This is a genomic window from Subtercola sp. RTI3, assembly GCF_035018625.1.
GTDB lineage: Bacteria > Actinomycetota > Actinomycetes > Actinomycetales > Microbacteriaceae > Subtercola > Subtercola vilae.
Window position 1 is genome coordinate 1 of sequence record NZ_JASJXO010000065.1, and the last position, 17941, is coordinate 17941.

Annotated in this window: 13 protein-coding genes and 1 pseudogene; 7 read left to right on the forward strand and 7 right to left on the reverse strand. The window is 67.6% G+C overall.

Features of this window, described 5'->3' with window-relative positions:
- The 4 genes and pseudogenes from QN358_RS17055 to QN358_RS17070 all read right to left on the reverse strand — a co-directional run.
- Positions 1-230: pseudogene (locus QN358_RS17055) on the reverse strand (hypothetical protein); the annotation flags it as partial.
- Positions 220-1176: a permease gene (locus tag QN358_RS17060; RefSeq protein ID WP_323513062.1), complete on the reverse strand. Its 957-nt coding sequence runs from the start codon at positions 1174-1176 to the stop codon at positions 220-222. The pseudogene QN358_RS17055 and the gene QN358_RS17060, both read right to left, overlap by 11 nt.
- A 164-nt stretch (positions 1177-1340) precedes the next feature.
- Positions 1341-2243 (reverse strand): glucose 1-dehydrogenase, encoded by a 903-nt coding sequence (locus QN358_RS17065; RefSeq protein ID WP_136643540.1) that lies wholly within the window; start codon positions 2241-2243, stop codon positions 1341-1343.
- A gap of 62 nt (positions 2244-2305) precedes the next feature.
- Positions 2306-4312 (reverse strand): DUF262 domain-containing protein, encoded by a 2007-nt coding sequence (locus QN358_RS17070; RefSeq protein ID WP_323513063.1) that lies wholly within the window; start codon positions 4310-4312, stop codon positions 2306-2308.
- Between the two features lie 123 nt (positions 4313-4435).
- Here QN358_RS17070 and QN358_RS17075 point away from each other — a divergent pair, with 123 nt between their 5' ends.
- The gene (locus QN358_RS17075; protein WP_136643542.1) at positions 4436-5209 is read left to right on the forward strand and encodes a hypothetical protein; all 774 of its coding nucleotides are present in this window, start codon (positions 4436-4438) and stop codon (positions 5207-5209) included.
- A gap of 39 nt (positions 5210-5248) precedes the next feature.
- Here QN358_RS17075 and QN358_RS17080 read toward each other — a convergent pair whose 3' ends face one another.
- Positions 5249-6472 carry a low temperature requirement protein A gene (locus QN358_RS17080; RefSeq protein ID WP_136643543.1) on the reverse strand — a complete coding sequence of 408 codons (1224 nt, stop codon included), beginning with the start codon at positions 6470-6472 and terminating at the stop codon, positions 5249-5251.
- Between the two features lie 173 nt (positions 6473-6645).
- Between QN358_RS17080 and QN358_RS17085 the strand changes: the two genes are divergently transcribed.
- The 5 genes from QN358_RS17085 to QN358_RS17105 all read left to right on the forward strand — a co-directional run bounded on the left by QN358_RS17085 (position 6646) and on the right by QN358_RS17105 (position 12377).
- The gene (locus QN358_RS17085; RefSeq protein ID WP_237280529.1) at positions 6646-7284 is read left to right on the forward strand and encodes a GntR family transcriptional regulator; all 639 of its coding nucleotides are present in this window, start codon (positions 6646-6648) and stop codon (positions 7282-7284) included.
- Positions 7285-7354: 70 nt separating this feature from the next.
- Positions 7355-8872, forward strand: coding sequence for an MmgE/PrpD family protein (locus QN358_RS17090; RefSeq protein WP_323513064.1), 1518 nt, complete (start codon positions 7355-7357; stop codon positions 8870-8872).
- Positions 8872-9771, forward strand: coding sequence for a methylisocitrate lyase (prpB, locus tag QN358_RS17095; RefSeq protein ID WP_323513065.1), 900 nt, complete (start codon positions 8872-8874; stop codon positions 9769-9771). Before QN358_RS17090 ends, prpB begins: the two co-directional genes overlap by 1 nt.
- A 48-nt stretch (positions 9772-9819) precedes the next feature.
- Complete coding sequence (locus tag QN358_RS17100; protein WP_323513066.1) at positions 9820-10947, forward strand: bifunctional 2-methylcitrate synthase/citrate synthase; 1128 nt, start codon at positions 9820-9822, stop codon at positions 10945-10947.
- A 26-nt stretch (positions 10948-10973) separates the two neighbouring features.
- A complete protein-coding gene (locus QN358_RS17105) occupies positions 10974-12377 on the forward strand; it encodes an MFS transporter (RefSeq protein ID WP_323513067.1) in 1404 nt (467 codons plus the stop codon).
- A 35-nt stretch (positions 12378-12412) separates the two neighbouring features.
- Here the strand turns inward: QN358_RS17105 and QN358_RS17110 are convergent, their stop codons facing one another.
- Positions 12413-14269: an NAD(P)/FAD-dependent oxidoreductase gene (locus tag QN358_RS17110; protein ID WP_323513068.1), complete on the reverse strand. Its 1857-nt coding sequence runs from the start codon at positions 14267-14269 to the stop codon at positions 12413-12415.
- Positions 14266-16746, reverse strand: a complete 2481-nt coding sequence (locus QN358_RS17115; RefSeq protein WP_323513069.1) for a bifunctional FO biosynthesis protein CofGH — start codon at positions 16744-16746, stop codon at positions 14266-14268. Before QN358_RS17115 ends, QN358_RS17110 begins: the two co-directional genes overlap by 4 nt.
- Before the next feature lie 82 nt (positions 16747-16828).
- Here QN358_RS17115 and QN358_RS17120 point away from each other — a divergent pair, with 82 nt between their 5' ends.
- Complete coding sequence (locus QN358_RS17120) at positions 16829-17836, forward strand: oxidoreductase (protein ID WP_323513070.1); 1008 nt, start codon at positions 16829-16831, stop codon at positions 17834-17836.
- Positions 17837-17941: the final 105 nt, after the last annotated feature.

Genomic DNA, 17941 nt, shown 5'->3' on the forward strand with positions numbered 1-17941 from the left:
AGATGTGTATAAGAGACAGACCCAGCACCAGCACCCGCCCGCGTCACACTCGCGAACGCCCCCACGATGAGCACCACCGCGATGGCCGCCATGATCAGCGTGAACACGTAGTACCGGGGGTGGATGTACAGCCCCAGCTGCCCCGAGAACCCCAGCCACACCGTCGCGACAACGCCGATGACACTGAGAACGAGCCCCTGCCACCGGGCCACCAGGTTGCTAAAAGACAAGGTTCACCGCCAATCCGATTGCTGCGGCGCACACCGCGATCAGCACGCTCACCTGGATGAGGGTGCGTGCCGTGAACGTGGTTCGCATCAGCGCCAGCATCTTGACGTCGATCATCGGGCCGAAGATGAGGAAGGCAACGATGCCGCCCGGCAGAAAGGTCGAGCCGAACGAGAGGATGAAGAACGCGTCGACGTTCGAGCAGATCGCCACGACGAACGCGAGGATCATCAGCGCCAGCACTGACCACAGCGGGTTGCTGCCGAGCGCCACGAGCACGTTGCGGGAGACCGCGACCTGGATGAGCCCCGCGATGCCGGCCCCCACGAACAGCGCCGGCATCATGGCGCTCGACTCGCGCGCGAACAGCGTGAACGTGCGGCGGGGCTTGTGTGCCCGCGAGACGTGCTCTTCGGCTGCGCAGGTGGCCTGGAACCCGGGGGTCAGCAGAGTGTCGGGCGCGGGATGCCGGCTGTAGATGAACCCCACGAGGTTCGCGATCAGCAGCCCGCCGATGATGCGCGACACGAGAATACCGTCGCTCCAGCCGAACGCCTGGTATGTCGTGACGATCGTAATGGGGTTGATGATGGGCGCCGCGAACAGAAACGTCATCGAGTCGGCCACCGTCAGCCCATTCATGATGAGCCCGCGTGCGAGGGGCACGTTTCCGCACTCGCAGACCGGCAGCAGCACGCCGAGCAGTGACACCGTGAACCGGCGGAGCGCCGGGTTCTTCGGCAGCCGACGCAACAGGAACCCCTCGGGCAGCCACACCTGCACCAGGCTCGACAGAACGATGCCCAGAAACACGAACGGCAGCGACTCGATGATGACGCTGATGCTCAGGGTGACGAAGTCGCGGGCCGGGTCGCTCATCCAGGCCAGGGCCGATGCCGGCGTGAACAACCGGATGCCCAGCAGCACCAGTACCCCCACGATGCCCACCGTGGGGGCCCAGCGCCACTCCGATCGCGTGAGGTCGCGCAGGCTCGGCTCGCGCAGGCTCGGCTCACGCAGGGCGGGTCGGGACAGCGGATCCTCCAGGGTCGGGGTACCCCCGCATCGGGGTACCCCATTGAAGCACGCCCCCGGTGACGAGAACCTGAAAGTTACGGCGTGGGCATGCCGCCGTTCACACTCAGCGTCTCGCCGACCACGTAGCTCGACTCGGGCGACGCCAGAAAGACGTAGGCCGGTGCGAGCTCTGCGGGCTGGCCCCAGCGGCCGAGCGGTGTCTCTGAACCGACGTCGGGCAGAGACTCGGTCGGCTGGCCGCCGGCGGTCTGCAGCGGGGTCCAGATGGGCCCGGGCGCCACGACGTTCACGCGGATTCCCTTCGGCGCCAACTGCTGGGCGAGCGCCTTCGAGAACGTGTTGATGGCCGCCTTCGTTGTGGCGTAGTCGACCAGGTTGGGCGACGGCGTGTAGCCCTGGATCGATGATGTGTTGATGATGGTCGAACCGGGTGCGAGGTGCGGCAGGGCGGCCTTCGTGATCCAGAACAGGGCGTAGACGTTCGTCTTGAAAGTCTCATCGAACTGGTCGTCACTGATGTCGGCGAACTCCTCGACGTGCTGCTGCTTGCCCGCGTTGTTCACGAGGATGTCGAGCCCGCCGAGCTTGTCGACGGCTGCCGCCACCAGTGCGCGGCAGTGCGCCGCATCGGTGATGTCGCCGGCGATGCCGAAGCCCTTCTGGCCGGCCTCCTCGATGAGGGCGATGACCTTCTGGGCATCCTCCTCCTCTTCGGGCAGGTACGCGATGACGACATCGGCACCTTCGCGAGCGTAAGCGATGGCGACCGCTGCGCCGATGCCCGAGTCTGCCCCGGTGATGAGGGCTTTGCGCCCGGCAAGGCGGCCGGTGCCGCGGTAGGTCGACTCACCTCGGTCGGCCGGGTCGTCGAGCTTCGCGTCGAGCCCGGAGCCTTCTTGGTACTGCGCCGAGGGTTCGATGTCGGCGAACATCGTGGTCGGGTCTTGGAACGTGTACTGGTCGTGTGACGTGGTCATGCCAAAAACCTACGTGCCCCCGAATCTGTCGTCGAGGGGTTGCGCCGGGCACCTGCCCAGCGTTACATGACCGCCCCGATGTAGGAGTACTTCACGAACACTTCGGCCGCAAGACCGGCTTCGTCGAGTACTCCCTGAATGGCGGTGAGCATGTACTTCGAATCCCAACCCATGTAGAGGGAGTGTGTCTCGTCGAGCGAATCCCAGTGCCCGTTCCACGCACGCGCTTCGTAGATCGGGCCGCCGCGACGGGCGCTGAACGCCACGACCTCGGCGCGCGAGTCGGCCCAGAGCCGTTTGAAGACGCGGTTGAAGAGGTACTTGACGTCGTAGACCTCCCAGTGCTCGCCGCGGTATTCGACGTACTCGAATTCGCGCTGCCAGCCTCGGGGCCAGCCGCGCCGTCGTTTGGCGTCGAGCACGGGCGTGAGGTCGTCGTCGTCGATTCCGCGAGCCGCTGGGCGTGCCCACACTCTCAGAAAGAGGTCGGTGAGCAGCATCGTGCGTTCGGCAATGCTCCGCGTACCCCACGCCGCGACGTCGGCGAGCTCGGCGGTCGGTGCCACCCGGCTCTGGCCGTAGAGTGCTCGCTTGTCTGCGAAGGAGGCATCGAAAGCGCGTTCGGCCAGTGGCTGCTCGAGCAGCGCAAGGTTGCCGAGGGTCGCGGCCAGCGCGCGGTGGCTGTTCTGCTCGTCATCACTGTAGTCGGCCCAGGTGCGCACCCCGTCGCCGCTCCAGGCGTCGCCCGGTGCGAGCGGCACGATGTGCTCGAGGTCGAGCCCGGCCGTGCTGTCGACGCCCGACAGGCGACCCAGCACGTAGACCGCGTGCGGCAGCTCGCTGAATTTCAGGGCGATACGCACCCGTTCGTCTGACGGCATGATGCGGCCCATCGCGTGCATCAGGGCGTCGGGCCCATCGGCCCGCGCGCGGCAGAGCCTCGCCACCAGGCGGTCAGTGCCGATGCCCACCACCGTTCGGCGAAGCAGCAGCGACTGCACGGTTTCGAGAGTGCCGATCAGGATGCCCCGGCCGACGGTCTCTAAGACGTAGTCGCTGTACGCCCGCATGACCAGCGGGTACATGCCCCGCCCGAACGTGTTCAGGTAGCCGAACTGACGCGCGATCCCGGGGTCTGCTTCGCGTGATGGGTCGAGAAGAGTGCGGTAGATCTCCGAGAACTGCCGCCATTCACCCGCGTGCTCACGGAGCGTGTCGATGTCGAGCCGCGGAAAGCGCTGGCGAAACGCGTCGTACACCCCGCGCTCGCCGGCCACAGCGACCTCCCGCCCAGTGGTCATCACCAGGTAGTGCCGCCAGAAGCTGGCGATCTGCTCACCCGTGTTCTGCTCGATGGGCACCCAGAAGGCGTCTTCGATCTCGCTCTGCTCGGCGTGCGAGAGACCCATCAGTACGTAGTTGTGAATCAGTTCGTGGTCGCGCAGCGGCTCGCCAGTGGAGTTCAGGCTCTCGAAGATCTGCTGCGCGTTCGCGTCGGCGCTGAGAGTGATGGCCACGTGTTCGAGCTTCGCGAGCCCCCGCCAGATGCGCGGTACTTCGTCGGGCAGCACCTGACTCCGAAAGAACGCGTAGTTGTCGTCGAAGCGCGAGTCGCGCAGTTCGTCGCCGGGCTGACGCTTCTCGAGTACGACGCTCTCGAAGACCTGGGCCCACGCGCGGTGCGGGCGCAGCTTGGTGCGCGTCGCATCCGTCGGGCTCACCAGCACGGCTTCGAGCTCGGCGGCGAGGGCGGCATTGCTGCCCCGGATGGTGTGGTGCAGGGCGGCGATGAGCAGCATGAGCGTGGTGATGCGCTGCTGCCCGTCGATGAGTACGAGAGCGGCATCGTCGTCGCCCGTGTTCGCTGTCGAGAGAATCGACCCGATGAAGTGGGTCTGTCTGTCGTCGGTGTCGGAAACGGCGCGGATGTCGGCCAGCAGCTGCTCGCAGCCGCCGATATCCCAGCGATACTGCCGCTGGTAGACGGGTACGACGATGGTCGTCTCGGCCGCAGCGAGCCACAGAATGGTGTTCACCGCGGTGGCATCGACATTGGTGGCAGTGACCATGGTCGGGGCCCGCCTTTCTGAGCGCCGTGTCGCGCAACCATCTATTCTAGTCGATGTTAGGCTTGCCTAAGTTCGGGCCTGTTAAAACGTGCTGGCCCACGACGAAAGGGCATGATCCGCCTCATGAGTTATATCAAGTCCGCCGCTCTCGAAGAGACCGGCTATGTGGTTCTCGATCGCTACAACCAAGCGCTCGACCCCAAAGAATGGCTCGACATCGAGTACAACGACTGGAAGTCGTCGGGCGACACCCGCTTCGCTCCGCTCGCGAGCGCCTTCGGTGAGATCGAGTGCAACGGTTTCTGGAACCACAAGCCGCCGCGCACCGACAAAGACGGCGTCTTCATCGACTCCCAGGTCGAGCTTGCGCCGAACCTCACCCGCCGCGCAAAAGAGCCCGGCGCGAATGTGGGCCGCTGCCGTGTCATCGAGCTGCAGCCGAACGAGTACGCCGACACCCTGTACAACCTGCACCAAGACGACAATAACCGTCTGAATCCCGACGGCACCGGATGGGTGGTTCGCGGTTTCTTCAACCTGACCGACGACCAGACCAGCTACTTCGTGCTGCGCGAGAACCGCACCGACCCGCAGGGTGAGACCCGCATCGCCCTCCCGGCCGGCGCGCAGCTCATCGTCGACACCCAGCGCCTCTGGCACGCGGCCACTCACCCCGGCCCCGAGCCGCGCTACTGCCTGATCACCTCGTGGACCTCTGGCCCCGAGCTCGACGCCTACATCGAGAAGTACAACGGCGTGAACCACGTCGACAGCGTCGAGGTCGACCAAGACCTGCTCGATGCCGGCCAGGCCGAGCAGGCTCGCCGTCTCGCCGCCCGTGCCGCCGCCCTCGCCGCCCGCGGCCAGGCCGAGAACGTGGTGATGAGCGAGGCCTAAACCTCCGCTCGCCGCACTGCACGTCAATTCAACTGCACGTCAATTCAGAGGGGCCTTCGTCGAGAGACGAGGGCCCCTCTGCCGTTCGGTCGTTCCCGCCGCCCCGAGCGTGACGACCACCACGACCAACAGCAGAGCCGTCAACACCGCGGCCGCCGCTGGCCCCGCGGTAGGCCAGGCCATCTCCAGCAGGGCGCTCAGCGCGATCAGTCCGGCCGCCACCGGCAGAACGACGTTCGTCACCGGCCGAGCCGTCGGGCGTATCGCCAGTGCCCACGTCGCCAGCACGAACACCGCGACGGGCACCGTGAGCGTTGCAGCCGCCGCGACAGGGCTGAGCTCGACCCCGCCCGACTGCTGGCTCACCCCCACCTCGATACCCGCCGACACGGCAGCCGCCGCCGCGAAGATCACATAGTGCGTGTACCCGAAGGTGAGCGAGCGCCGCAGACTGCCGAACTTGTCGTGCTGCGGCACCTGGAAGTACATCCACCACATCATCGCCACGATCACCAGCGCGCATGCCGCCAGCAGAATCAGCGGGTACACGTGCTCAGCATCGCGCAGCCCGTCGATGATGGCATTGGCTGAGCCGAGCAGCCCCTCGCCGAGCACCACGAGCGTGAACAGCCCGTAGCGCTCCGCGATGTGGTGGTTGTGCCACGGCGTCACCGCGTTGCGTTCGGCGATGATCGGTACCGCCATCTCGGCCAGCGCCAACACGATGAAGCTGGCCACACCGAGCGAGTCGGGCAGCAGCAGCCGCAGCACCCACAGCGCCTGCACAATCGTGATGCCGGCAGCGTACCGTAGCGCGGTCTTTCTGTATTCGGGCGCGTCGGCCGCCACGCGCAGCCACTGGCTCACCATGGCCAGCCGCATGATCACGTAGCCGTACGTGACCACCGAGAGGGTGCCCTCCTGCATGGCGCTCGGCACCCCGGCCGCCAACACCAGAACCCCGGCCATCTGCGCGATGGTCGTCACCCGGTAGAGCCAGTCGTCGTTGTCGAACGCCGTGGCGAACCAGGTGAAGTTCATCCACGCCCACCAGATGGCGAAGAAAACCATCAGGTACGCGCCCACCCCTGCTGCCGCGTGCCCGTCGGTCTCGAGGTGGTGCAGCGACTCGGCCGCCAGCGAAACGGCAACCACGAACACCAGGTCGAAGAACAATTCGAGACTCGAAGCGGCCCGGTGCGGCTCATGCTTGTCGCGGGGCCTGAGCGGGCGCAGATCGAGTCGGTTCAGGATGCCCGGCATGGCGCCTCTCGGTCGAAGAAGTGGTAGACACACCCTAACCTGAGGCCCGTTCGGCTCGTCGGTCTGTCGTCAGTGTGTACAGAAGGTGAGTTTTTGGGCCAGTTTGCCTCGAATTGTGGATGATCGGGCGCGCTTTGTGTACATTGAAGAGGTCGACGTTGAAAGGAGTCTCCGTGGCGCAACGTGCAAGCGACCGGGCGTACGAACTCCTTCGCGACGAGATTCTCGAGTGGAAACTCGAACCCGGCACCACCCTCGGCGAGGTCGAACAGGCCGCTCGCCTCGGTATCTCCCGCACCCCGCTTCGAGAGGCCCTCGGCAGGCTCGCGGCCGACGGTCTGATCGGGCCCGAGTCGGGCCGCGGCCTCGTCGTAACCACGGTGTCGACCGAGAACGTGACCGAGCTGTTCGAACTCCGCCAAGCGCTCGAACAGAAGGCCGCCCGGCTCGCCGCCCAGCGCCGCGACCCCGCGGTGTTCGGCGAACTGCTCGAGGGTTTTCGACGGGCACCGCTGCTTCTGACGGCCGACGACCCGGGCCGGCACGAGTACTTCGAGCTGGTGCGCCGGTTCGACCGGGCCATCGACGAAGCCGTGCAGAACCCGTACCTCGTGCAGGCGCTCGCGAACCTCCGCATCCACCTCGCTCGCGTGCGGCGGCTCTCGCACGACAACCCCGACAGGCTCATCCGGGCGGCCGCCGAACACCTGCTCATCGTCGAGGCCATCTTCGAGGGCGACCCCGAACTGGCTTCGCACGCCACCCACATCCACCTGCGCCAGAGCCTCGCGGCCATCCGGGCCGCGGGCTGAACCAACAGCCAGCAGCCGGCATCCCGTCTGCGGCATCCCGGCACCCACACACAACGAAAGGTCACACCCGATGGTCGAATACATCCCCGTTCGCACGTACCGAAGCGACGAAGAACTGCCGCGCCAGAACCAGCTCGCGTATCGCATCGCCGAGGTCGCAGCCGATGAGGTGGGCCTCACCGACGAGGTCATTGACACCGTGATCAACCGCATCATCGACAACGCTGCTGTCGCCGCAGCCTCGCTCACCCGCACGCCCGTGGTATCGGCGCGCTCGCAGGCGCTCGCCCACCCGTATTCACCCGGCGCCACGGTATCGGGTGTGCCCGTCACCGAGCACTTCTCGCCAGAATGGGCGGCCTGGGCCAACGGCGTCGCTGTACGTGAACTCGACTTCCACGACACCTTTCTCGCCGCCGAGTACTCGCACCCGGGCGACAACATCCCGCCCATTCTCGCGGTGGCGCAGCATGTGGGCGCCACCGGCCACGACCTCGTTCGCGGCATCGCCACGGGCTACGAGATCCAGATCGACCTCGCCAAGGCGATCAGCCTGCACGAGCACAAGATCGACCACGTGGCGCACCTCGGCCCGAGCGTTGCGGCCGGCATCGGAACCCTGCTGCACCTCGATGTGGAGACCATCTTCCAGGCCGTGGGCCAGGCCCTGCACACCACTACGGCCACGCGCCAGTCGCGCAAGGGCGAGATCTCGAGCTGGAAGTCGCACGCCCCGGCCTTCGCCGGAAAGCAGGCCATCGAGGCGGTCGACCGGGCGATGCGCGGCGAGACCAGCCCCACCCCCATCTACGAAGGCGAAGACGGCGTGATCGCGTGGCTGCTCGGCGGCCCGAAGGTCGTCTACGACGTACCGCTTCCGGTGGCGGGCGAGCAGAAGCGCGCGATACTCGACAGTTACACGAAAGAGCACTCGGCCGAGTACCAGGCCCAGGCGTGGATCGACCTGGCCCGAAAGCTCCACGGCGAGCATCCGGAACTCGTCGACCCTGACGCGGTCACCCGCATCGTGATTCACACGTCGCACCACACGCACTTCGTGATCGGATCGGGCGCGAACGACCCGCAGAAGTACGACCCCACCGCGTCGAGGGAGACGCTCGACCACTCGATTCCGTACATCTTCGCGGTGGCGCTGCAAGACGGGTCGTGGAACCACGTCACGTCGTACTCGCCCGAGCGTGCCGGCCGCCCCGACACCGTGGCGCTCTGGCAGAAGGTAACCACGGTCGAAGACCCGGAGTGGACCCGCCGCTACCACTCGAACGACGTCACCGAGAAGGCGTTCGGTGGCCGCGTGGAGATCGAGCTGGCGAATGGTGAACGTATCGTCGACGAGATCGCTGTGGCCGACGCGCACCCGCTCGGCGCCAGGCCGTTTCAGCGGGCTGACTACATCGCCAAGTTCCGTACCCTGGCCGAGGGCATTCTCGAGCCCGCCGAGATCGAGCGTTTTCTCGCGCTCGCCGAACGCGCCCCCGAACTCAGCGCCGACGAGGTGCGCCAGCTGTCGATCGTGGCCAAGCCGGGGCTGCTCGCGACTGTCACCAACCCGAAAGGCCTGTTCTGATGCTGTACTCCTCTGTTCCCGCCCACCAGAAGCGCGCCGACTTTCGGGCCAGCCTCGCCACGGGCAAACTGCTGCGCTTCCCTGGCGCATTCAACCCGCTTTCAGCCAAGCTGATTCAGAACAAGGGCTTCGAGGGGGTCTACGTGTCGGGCGCCGTGCTGGCCGCCGACCTCGGGCTGCCCGACATCGGCCTCACCACTCTCACTGAGGTGGCCGGCCGCTCGGCGCAGATCGCGCGCATGACCGACCTGCCGGTGCTGGTCGATGCCGACACCGGTTTCGGCGAGCCGATGAATGTGGCCCGCACCGTGCAGACGCTCGAAGACGCCGGCGTGGCAGGCCTGCACATCGAAGACCAGGTGAACCCGAAACGCTGCGGCCACCTCGACGGCAAACAGGTCGTCGATCTCGATGTGGCACTGAAGCGCATTCGGGCCGCCGCCGACGCCCGCCGCGACCCCAACCTGCTGATCATGGCGCGCACCGACGTGCGGGCGATCGAAGGCCTCGCCGCCGCGCAAGACCGGGCCCGCGCGCTGGTCGACGCGGGCGCCGACGCCATCTTCCCCGAGGCCATGGCCGACCTCACCGAGTTCGAGGCGATTCGCGCTGTCGTCGACGTACCGGTGCTGGCGAACATGACCGAATTCGGCAAGAGCGAACTGTTCAGTACCACGCAGATCGAAAGCGTGGGCATCAACATCGTCATCTACCCGGTGTCGCTGCTGCGCCTCGCCATGGGTGCGGCCGACCGCGCGCTCGACGTGCTGAACGCCGAGGGCTCGCTGAACAGCGTGGTGGGTGAGATGCAGCACCGCGCCGACCTCTACGAGTTGCTCGACTACGAGGCCTACAACGGTTTCGACTCGTCGGTGTTCAACTTCACCGTGGCCCGCTAGCCTCTCACCCAACCCCACCTGTCACCGAACCACCGAAAGGGAGCTGTCATGGTCGACACCACCACTGCCACCGAACCCGAGATTCGCAAAGGCCTCGCCGGCGTTGTCGCCGACTACACCGCGATCTCCAAGGTCAACGCTGAGACGAACTCGCTGCTGTACCGCGGCTACCCCGTGCAGGAGCTCGCGGCGAACTGCTCGTTCGAGCAGGTCGCGTACCTGCTTTGGCACGGCGAGCTTCCGGATGCCGCACAGCTCGCCGCGTTCGAAACGGCCGAGCGTGCTCAGCGTTCGCTCGAGCCCGCCGTGCGCGAGGTCATCGACCTGCTGCCCACTTCGGCACACCCGATGGACGTGCTCCGCACCGCGGTCAGCGCCATCGGTGCGCTCGACCCCACGGCCGACGACACCGACGCCGAGTCGAACCTGGCGCAGTCGCTGCACCTGCTCGCGGCCATTCCGGCGATCGTGGCCTACGACCAGCGTCGCCGCCGCGGGCTGCCCCTTGTCGAGGCCGACCCGAGCCTCGACTACGCCTCGAACTTTCTGCTGATGACCTTCGGCGAGGTTCCCGACCGGGTCGTGGTCGATGCCTTCAGCGTGTCGCTGGTGCTGTACGCCGAGCACTCGTTCAACGCCTCCACCTTCACGGCCCGGGTCATCACGTCGACCCTCTCCGACCTCTACTCGGCCGTCGTCGGCGCCATCGGAGCCCTCAAGGGCCCCCTGCACGGCGGAGCGAATGAAGCCGTGATGCACGTCTTCGACGAGATCGGCACGGCCGACAAAGCCGAGGCGTGGCTCGTCGGGGCGCTCGCCGAGAAGCGCAAGATCATGGGCTTCGGGCACCGCGTCTACAAGAACGGCGATTCCCGGGTTCCGACGATGAAGGCCGCACTCGACACGCTGACCGCCCATTACGACCGGCCCGATATGGCTGAGCTGTATGCGAACCTCGAAGAAGCGATGGTGTCTCGTAAGAGCATCCAGCCGAACCTCGACTACCCGAGCGGGCCGGCCTACAACCTGATGGGGTTCGACACGGCGACGTTCACGCCGCTGTTCGTGGCCTCGCGCATCACGGGGTGGACGGCCCACATCATCGAACAGCGCGCGGCGAATTCGTTGATCAGGCCGCTGAGCGCGTACAACGGGCCCGACGAGCGGCACGTCTGAGCGCATTTGGGTGATTGACTGAGGGTGTGAGCACCCCCACCGTCAGCCGCGCGCAGAGGCTCGTTCTGTTCATCGCGATTCTGGCGTCGTTCGTCTCGTTTCTGGACAGCAGCGTGATCAACGTGGCGCTGCCCGCCATCGCGCGCGAACTGGGCGGCGGGCTCACCACGCAGCAATGGGCGGTGGATGCCTACCTCATCACCCTCGGATCGCTGATCTTGCTCGCGGGGTCGCTCTCCGACGTGCTCGGGCGCATCGTCATTCTTCGCATCGGGCTCGTCGGGTTCGGCGTCACCTCGCTGCTCTGCGCGTTCGCGCCCACCCCCGAGGTGCTGATCGTGGGGCGCGCGCTGCAGGGAGTCGCCGGAGCGCTGCTCGTGCCGAGCTCGCTGGCGCTCATCACCTCGAGCTACAGCGGGGTCGCTCGGGCGAAGGCCATCGGGCAATGGACCGCGGGCACTACGGTGTCGTTCCTTGCCGGACCGTTGCTCGGTGGAGTGCTCGTCGACACCGTCGGCTGGCGTTGGGTGTTCGGCGTCAATGTGCTGCCGATTGCCGTGACCCTGGTGCTGCTGTTCGTGCTGAAGCAGAAAGACGTGCGAAAAGCGGGGGTGCGCATCGACTTCATCGGGGCTGCGCTGTGTGTACTGGGCCTGGGTGGCCCGGTCTATGCGCTCATCGAGCGGAGCAACTACGGCTGGGGCAGCCCGGTCATCTTCGTGCCGCTGGGGGTGGGCATCCTGTGCTTCGCCGGTTTCATCTGGCGGCAGAAGACCGCGAAGCAGCCGCTCATGCCGCTTGGGCTGTTCGCCGTTCGAAACTTTGCGGTGGGCAACATCGCCACCGCGTTCATCTACGCCGCGCTGTCGATCGGCGGGTTCATCATCGTGCTGTTCCTGCAGCAGGTGGCGGGATTGCCGGCCACGCTCGCGGCGCTGGCGCTCCTGCCCGTGAGCGTGCTGAGCATTGCCCTCTCGTCGCTGTTCGGCTCGCTCGCCGGTCGCTTCGGCCCGCGCCTGTTCATGGGCCTCGGGCCTATCGTTGCCGGGGTCGGGTACCTGCTGATGCTGTCGTCGCAGGCGAACGTCGACTACTGGAGCCAGCTGCTGCCGGGCGTCATTCTCTTCGGCATCGGCATGACCGCCACCGTCGCCCCGCTCACCGCGACCATCCTCGGGTCGATCTCCGAGCAGCAGTCGGGCATCGGCTCGGCCATCAACAACGCGGTCAGTCGCGTGGCGGGGCTCGTGGCCATCGCGCTGATCGGGGTGATCGTGGGCGACGTGCTCGACGTGAACGGGTTTCACCGGGCGCTCGCAGTGACGGCAGGGCTGCTCATCGTGGGCGGCATCGTGTCGGCCATCGGTATCCAGAATGCGCGGAAGCCCGCAGTTTCAGCGTCAGCGTCAGAACGAGGAGCAGAAGTATGAGCAAGAACACCCGCTGTCTGAACACCGTCAGCCTGCTAGCCACCCTGCTGCTCGGCGCGGGGGTCGTTCACCTCGTGCGCCCGCGCGTGTTCGACCCCGTTGTGCCGCCGCAGCTGCCCGGCAGTGCCCGCACCTGGGTCTACCTCTCGGGAGTGGCCGAGCTCACGGCCGGTGTCGCCCTGTCGATCCCACGCACCCGTCGCCTCGGCGGAGCGCTCGCGGCCGCCCTCTTCGTGGCTGTCTTCCCCGGCAACCTGCAGATGGCTCGGGATGCCCGAACCCCCGCTCGCCGCGCCATCACCCTCGCGCGCCTGCCTCTGCAGCTGCCCCTCGTCGTCTCTGCCCTCCGCATCGCCCGCCGCTGACGCTTCGAAGGGCTTCGCGGCGAACGGCTCCGCGGCGAACGGTTCAGCGTCGAACGGCTCAGCGTCGAACCGCCCATTCGCCTCGCGAAACGAACGCGCCGTACCCGGCCAGAGCAGTGTCAGCCGGCCCGAGCGGGGGTCGCGGTACCAGCTGCTGCAGCCCCCGGTGAGCCAGACGGTGTTGGCGGCCCGGGCATCCAGAGCCGCGGTGTAGGCCGTTTCGGCGTCGGCCGTGACGTCGAGCGCGGCATCTGGATGCTCGGCGAGCTCATCGAGCGCTCCGAGTACATACTGCACCTGCGTCTCGATCATGTGGATGGCCGAGTTGTGCCCGAGGCTGGCATTCGGACCGTCGAGGATGAACAGGTTGGGGTATCCGTGCACCACGGTAGAGGCGTAGGCGGTCATGCCCCGGGCCCAGTGGTCGCTGAGACGTTCACCGCCTGACCCGGTGATGAGCCGGGCGAAGGGCGGCTCGGTGGTGTGGAACCCGGTGGCGAAAATGAGCACGTCGAGCTCGTACCGGGCACCGCTGGCGGCGGTGACGACGCGGCCGTCGACCGAGCTCAGCGCGCTCGCCTCGAGGGTGACGTGCGGCTCGGTGAGGGCCGGGTAGAAGTAGTTCGAGAGCAGAACGCGCTTGCAGCCGAGTTCGTAGTCGGGGGTGAGCGCGGCGCGGAGGGCCGGGTCTGTGATCTGCGCCTCGAGGTGAGTGCGAGCGACCCCGCGTGCGGCGGCGAGCGCCTCCGGCTCGCCGAGGCGCTGGGCGAACACCCGTTCAGCGCGGTCGAAGATGGCCTCGCGCGAGGCATCGAGGCGGGCGGGGTCGGCCGCGAAGTCGCGCTGCTCGTCGCGCGTGTACTCCCGGTCGTCGCGCGGAATCACCCACGCGGCGCTCTGCTGAAACACCACGAGTTCGCCGGCCGTCTGGTTGGTCTCCCGCACCAGCCGCGCCACTTCGGGCACCACCTGCACGGCCGACGCGCCCGTGCCCACCACGCCCACTCTGGTGCCGGCGAAGGCGATGTCGAGGTCGTGGTTCCAGCGGCTGGTGTGCATCACCTCGCCCGTGAACGTGTCGAGCCCGCTGATGTCGGGCAGGCGCGGCTCGGAGAGGCGACCGACGGCGGTGACGAGGGCGCGGGCCGTGAACACCCCGCGCGAGGTGGTGACGTGCCAGCACTGCTGCCGGGCATCCCAGGCGGCCGCCGTCAGTTCGGTACCGAATCGGATGCTCGGCCCCAGCCCAGCGGAGCGCACACAGTCGCGCAGATACTCGGCTATCTCGGGCCCGCGGGCGAAGACGTGCGACCAGTCGGGCTTCTGCCGAAACGAGAACGAGTACAGGTGCGAGGGGATGTCGCAGGCCGCGCCCGGGTAGGTGTTGTCGCGCCAGGTTCCGCCGACGTCGTTCGCGCGCTCGAGCACGACGAACGTGTGGGTGCTCTCGCGGGCGAGGCGCATGGCCATGCCGATTCCGGCGAACCCGGCGCCAACGATGACGACGTCGAAATGCTCGGCGGTCACGCGACGCCCGCGCCGGCGACCGCTCGCCCGTAGAGCGTTGTACGCTGCCAGACGCTCCGGCCGAGCGCCGTGCCGACCCGCTCGACCTCGTCGCGGCTGAGCTCGAGCCCGGCTTCGGGCCCGGCGGCGGGGTTGAGGGTGCCGTCGAGCAGCACGCCCCCGAGGTCGTCGGCGCCGCCCCGCAGCACGGCGTCACGTTCGGCGGGGCTGAGCTTGGTCCAGGCCGCCTGGATGTGGTCGATGCGACCGGCGAGCATCAGGCGACTGACGGCGTGCACGGCCCGTGTCTTTCGCGTGTTGGGGCCTCGGGCGGCGAGGTGGGGTGGGGCATCCGGCGCCGAAGCGGGCACGAATGGCATGGCAATGAATTCGGTGAACCCGCCGGTCTCGTCGTGCAGGCGAGCGAGGGTCCTGAGGTGCCCGACGAGCTGGGCGGCAGTCTCGATGTGGCCGTAGACCATCGTGGCGGTCGAACGGAGGCCTCCGCGGTGAGCGGCGGTGACGACGTCGAGGTAGCGGGCGACGGTGAGGTCGCGGCCGGGGCCTCCGCTGAGGGTGGCGCGAATGTCGTCGTCGAGGATGCGGGCGCCGGTTCCCGGCACCGACCCCACGCCGGCGTCGACCAGGGCCGCCACGAAGTCGTCGAGCGAGAGCCCTGCCCGTGCGGCGCCGTCGGCGATCTCAGCTGGCCGGAACGCGTGCAGGTGCAGGCCTGCCCGCCCCGCTGTGACGCGGCGTGCGAGGTCTTCGTAGCCGTGCGCCCCGAGCTCCGGATGCACGGGCCCCTGCATGCAGATCTCACTTGCCCCGAGCGCAACCGCCTCGGCGACGAGCTCGTCGAGGTCGGTCAACCCGAGACCGCCGCCCGAGACCGCCGCCGTCGCCCGCGCCTGCTCTCGCACCAGCGACGAGTCGATGTTGCGGTTCACCACGAACGACAGCGTCTCACCGTGCGCCTCGCGGCGGAGGCCATCGGCGAGCTGGGCCAGCGCCTCCAGCTCGTCGCCCGTCGCGCCGAGCAGCACCGCGTACTCGCCGTCGCTGAGCCCCGTCGGGTTCGCCTCTGCCCGCGCGAGCACCGCCGCCATCGGAGACGGCGCTGTACTCGGGTGTGACGCACTGCTCTCTGTCGGTCGGAGCCCCAACTCGCGCCGAGCCAGCTTCGCACCCCCAGCCAGCTCGGCACCCCCAGCCAGCTCCGCGCCCCCGACCGGCACCGCGGCCCCGCCGCCCACCGGCCGCATGCCCTCGAGCGCGAGCCCCTGCTCATCGGCCAGGGCGAGCACAGCCGGCAGCACGGTTTCGTCGATCCAGGGCGTGCCCGCGCGAACGAAGTGCGGGTGCGCGGTGAGCCGCTCACGCAGCGTGTACCCGCTCGCCGCGGTCAGGCGCGCGAGCTCGTCGATCTCGGGCCAGGGCCGCTCGGGGTTCACGTGATCCGGCGTCAGAGGGCTGACTCCGCCCCAGTCGTCGATTCCCGCGCGAACCAGCAGCGACAGTTCGGTCGCGTCAGTGAGGTTCGGCGGAACCTGCAGCCGGGCATCCGGCCCCAACACCAACCGGGCAACGGCCACGGCCGCCGCGTACTCCTCGGTGTCGAGGTCGCCGGTCTGCATCATGGCGGTCGACTCTTTGGCCCTGAAGTTCTGCACGATGACCTCCTGCACGTGCCCCCACCGGGCACTGGATGCTCGCAGCGCGATCAACGCATCAACGCGTTCGGCATAGCTCTCGCCGATGCCGAACAGCACTCCCGTTGTGAACGGAATCTGCAGCTGCCCGGCCTCCTCGATCACCCTGAGTCGCACGGCCGGGTCTTTGTCGGGGGAGCCGTAGTGCGCGCCGCCCTTCTCCGACCAGAGCCGGGTGGCCGTGGTCTCGAGCATCATGCCCATCGAGGGGGCGGCCGGCTTCAGCCGCTGCAGTTCGGCGAAGGTCATGACGCCGGGGTTCAGGTGGGGCAGCAGGCCCGTTTCCTGCAACACGAGCAACGACATTGCCGCAACGTAGTCGAGTGTGGATTCGTAGCCGTGGGCATCCAGCCACTCCCGGGCCACCGGCCAACGGTTCTCTGGGCGGTCGCCGAGGGTGAAGAGGGCCTCTTTGCAGCCGAGGGCCGCGCCCTGCCGCGCGATGTCGAGAATCTCGTGCGCTTCGAGATAGGGCGCCTTGCCGGCCTTCTGCAGCTTGCCGGGCGACTGCACGAAGATGCAGTAGTGGCAGCGGTCTTGACAGAGGTGCGTGAGCGGAATGAAGACCTTGCGCGAATAGGTGATGACGCCGGGTCGGCCGGCTGTCTGCAGCCCACGGTCGCGCAGGCGGCCGGCGACGCTGAGCAGGCGGTCGAGCTGGTCGCCGCGCGCGTGCAGTAGCAGTTCGGCGTCGGTGTGGGTGGGCTCGGCATGTTCTGCGCGCTCAAGCGCGTTCTCCACCAGTTCGGCGGCTGGCACGGTCTCGACGGGGGCAAGAGTTGTCACTGTTGAATCTCCAGGCAGGCATGGTTGTACAACAACAGCCCAAAGCGGGGCTCACTACCGGATTCAGTTCCATACTAGTCAGATGACTTCTGACACGACGCGCACCCCCCAGCGACCTCTCGGCTCAGGCTTCGGAGCCACCACCACGGCAGCCGAGGTCGTCTCGGGTCTCGACCTCACCGGTACCAACGTGATCGTCACCGGCGGGTACTCGGGGCTCGGCCTCGAGGTGACGCGGGCGCTCGCCGGTGTCGGTGCCAGCGTGTGTGTTCCCGCCCGCCGCCCCGAACACGCGCGAACCGTTCTCGATGCCGAGGGTCTCGCGGCGGTCGAGGTCGACGAGCTCGACCTGGCCGACCTCACGAGCGTCGCTGCGTTCGCCTCCCGGTACGTTGCCAGTGGTCGACCCCTCGGCATCCTCATCAACAACGCGGCCGTCATGGCAGCCCCGCTCGCTCTTGTGGGCTCCGGCTGGGAGTCGCAGTTCGCCACCAACCACCTCGGCCACTACGTGCTCACGAACCTGCTCTGGCCTGCACTTCGGCGTTGGCCTGCGCTTCGTGCCGGGCAGAGCGCCCGGGTCGTGGAACTCTCGTCAACGGGGCACAAGCTCTCGGGCATCCGGTTCGACGACCTCGCCTTCGCCGACGGATACGACAAATGGCAGGCGTACGGCCAGGCCAAAACGGCCAACAGTCTCTTCGCCGTGGCTCTGGATGCCCGGGGACGTGCCGAGGGAGTGCGTGCGTTCGCCGTGCATCCCGGTGGCATCATGACTCCGCTGCAGCGCCACCTCTCACGTGACGAGATGATCGCCTCGGGGTGGATGACCGACGACGGCGTAGTCAATGCCCGCTTCAAGAGCCCTGAGCAGGGCGCTGCCACCACTGTCTGGGCGGCGACTTCGGCTCAGCTCGACGGACTCGGCGGCGTGTACTGCGAAGACGTCGACATCGCCTCGCCCACCGTCGTCGGCAGTGACGAGGCGCGGCTCAGAGGTGTGGATGCCCACGCCATCGACCCCGCCCTTGCCGAGCGCCTCTGGGCCGTGTCGGCCGGGTTGACCGGGGTCGACGCCTTCGCGCGCTGAGCCGCCATCGTGGGCACTGCTCTCGTTGGTGCGTGCATGGCTGGTGCCCTCTCGACTTTTCCTTAGAAGGGAGGGGATTCGGACGCCTGTCTCTTATACACATCT

Bases quoted from the DNA above. Each gene is read 5' to 3' on its own strand.
- QN358_RS17065 (WP_136643540.1), bottom strand. From the start codon at position 2,243: ATGACCACGTCACACGACCAGTACACGTTCCAAGACCCGACCACGATG.
- QN358_RS17070 (WP_323513063.1), bottom strand. From the start codon at position 4,312: ATGGTCACTGCCACCAATGTCGATGCCACCGCGGTGAACACCATTCTG.
- QN358_RS17075 (WP_136643542.1), top strand. From the start codon at position 4,436: ATGAGTTATATCAAGTCCGCCGCTCTCGAAGAGACCGGCTATGTGGTT.
- QN358_RS17080 (WP_136643543.1), bottom strand. From the start codon at position 6,472: ATGCCGGGCATCCTGAACCGACTCGATCTGCGCCCGCTCAGGCCCCGC.
- QN358_RS17090 (WP_323513064.1), top strand. From the start codon at position 7,355: ATGGTCGAATACATCCCCGTTCGCACGTACCGAAGCGACGAAGAACTG.
- prpB (WP_323513065.1), top strand. From the start codon at position 8,872: ATGCTGTACTCCTCTGTTCCCGCCCACCAGAAGCGCGCCGACTTTCGG.
- QN358_RS17100 (WP_323513066.1), top strand. From the start codon at position 9,820: ATGGTCGACACCACCACTGCCACCGAACCCGAGATTCGCAAAGGCCTC.
- QN358_RS17120 (WP_323513070.1), top strand. From the start codon at position 16,829: ATGACTTCTGACACGACGCGCACCCCCCAGCGACCTCTCGGCTCAGGC.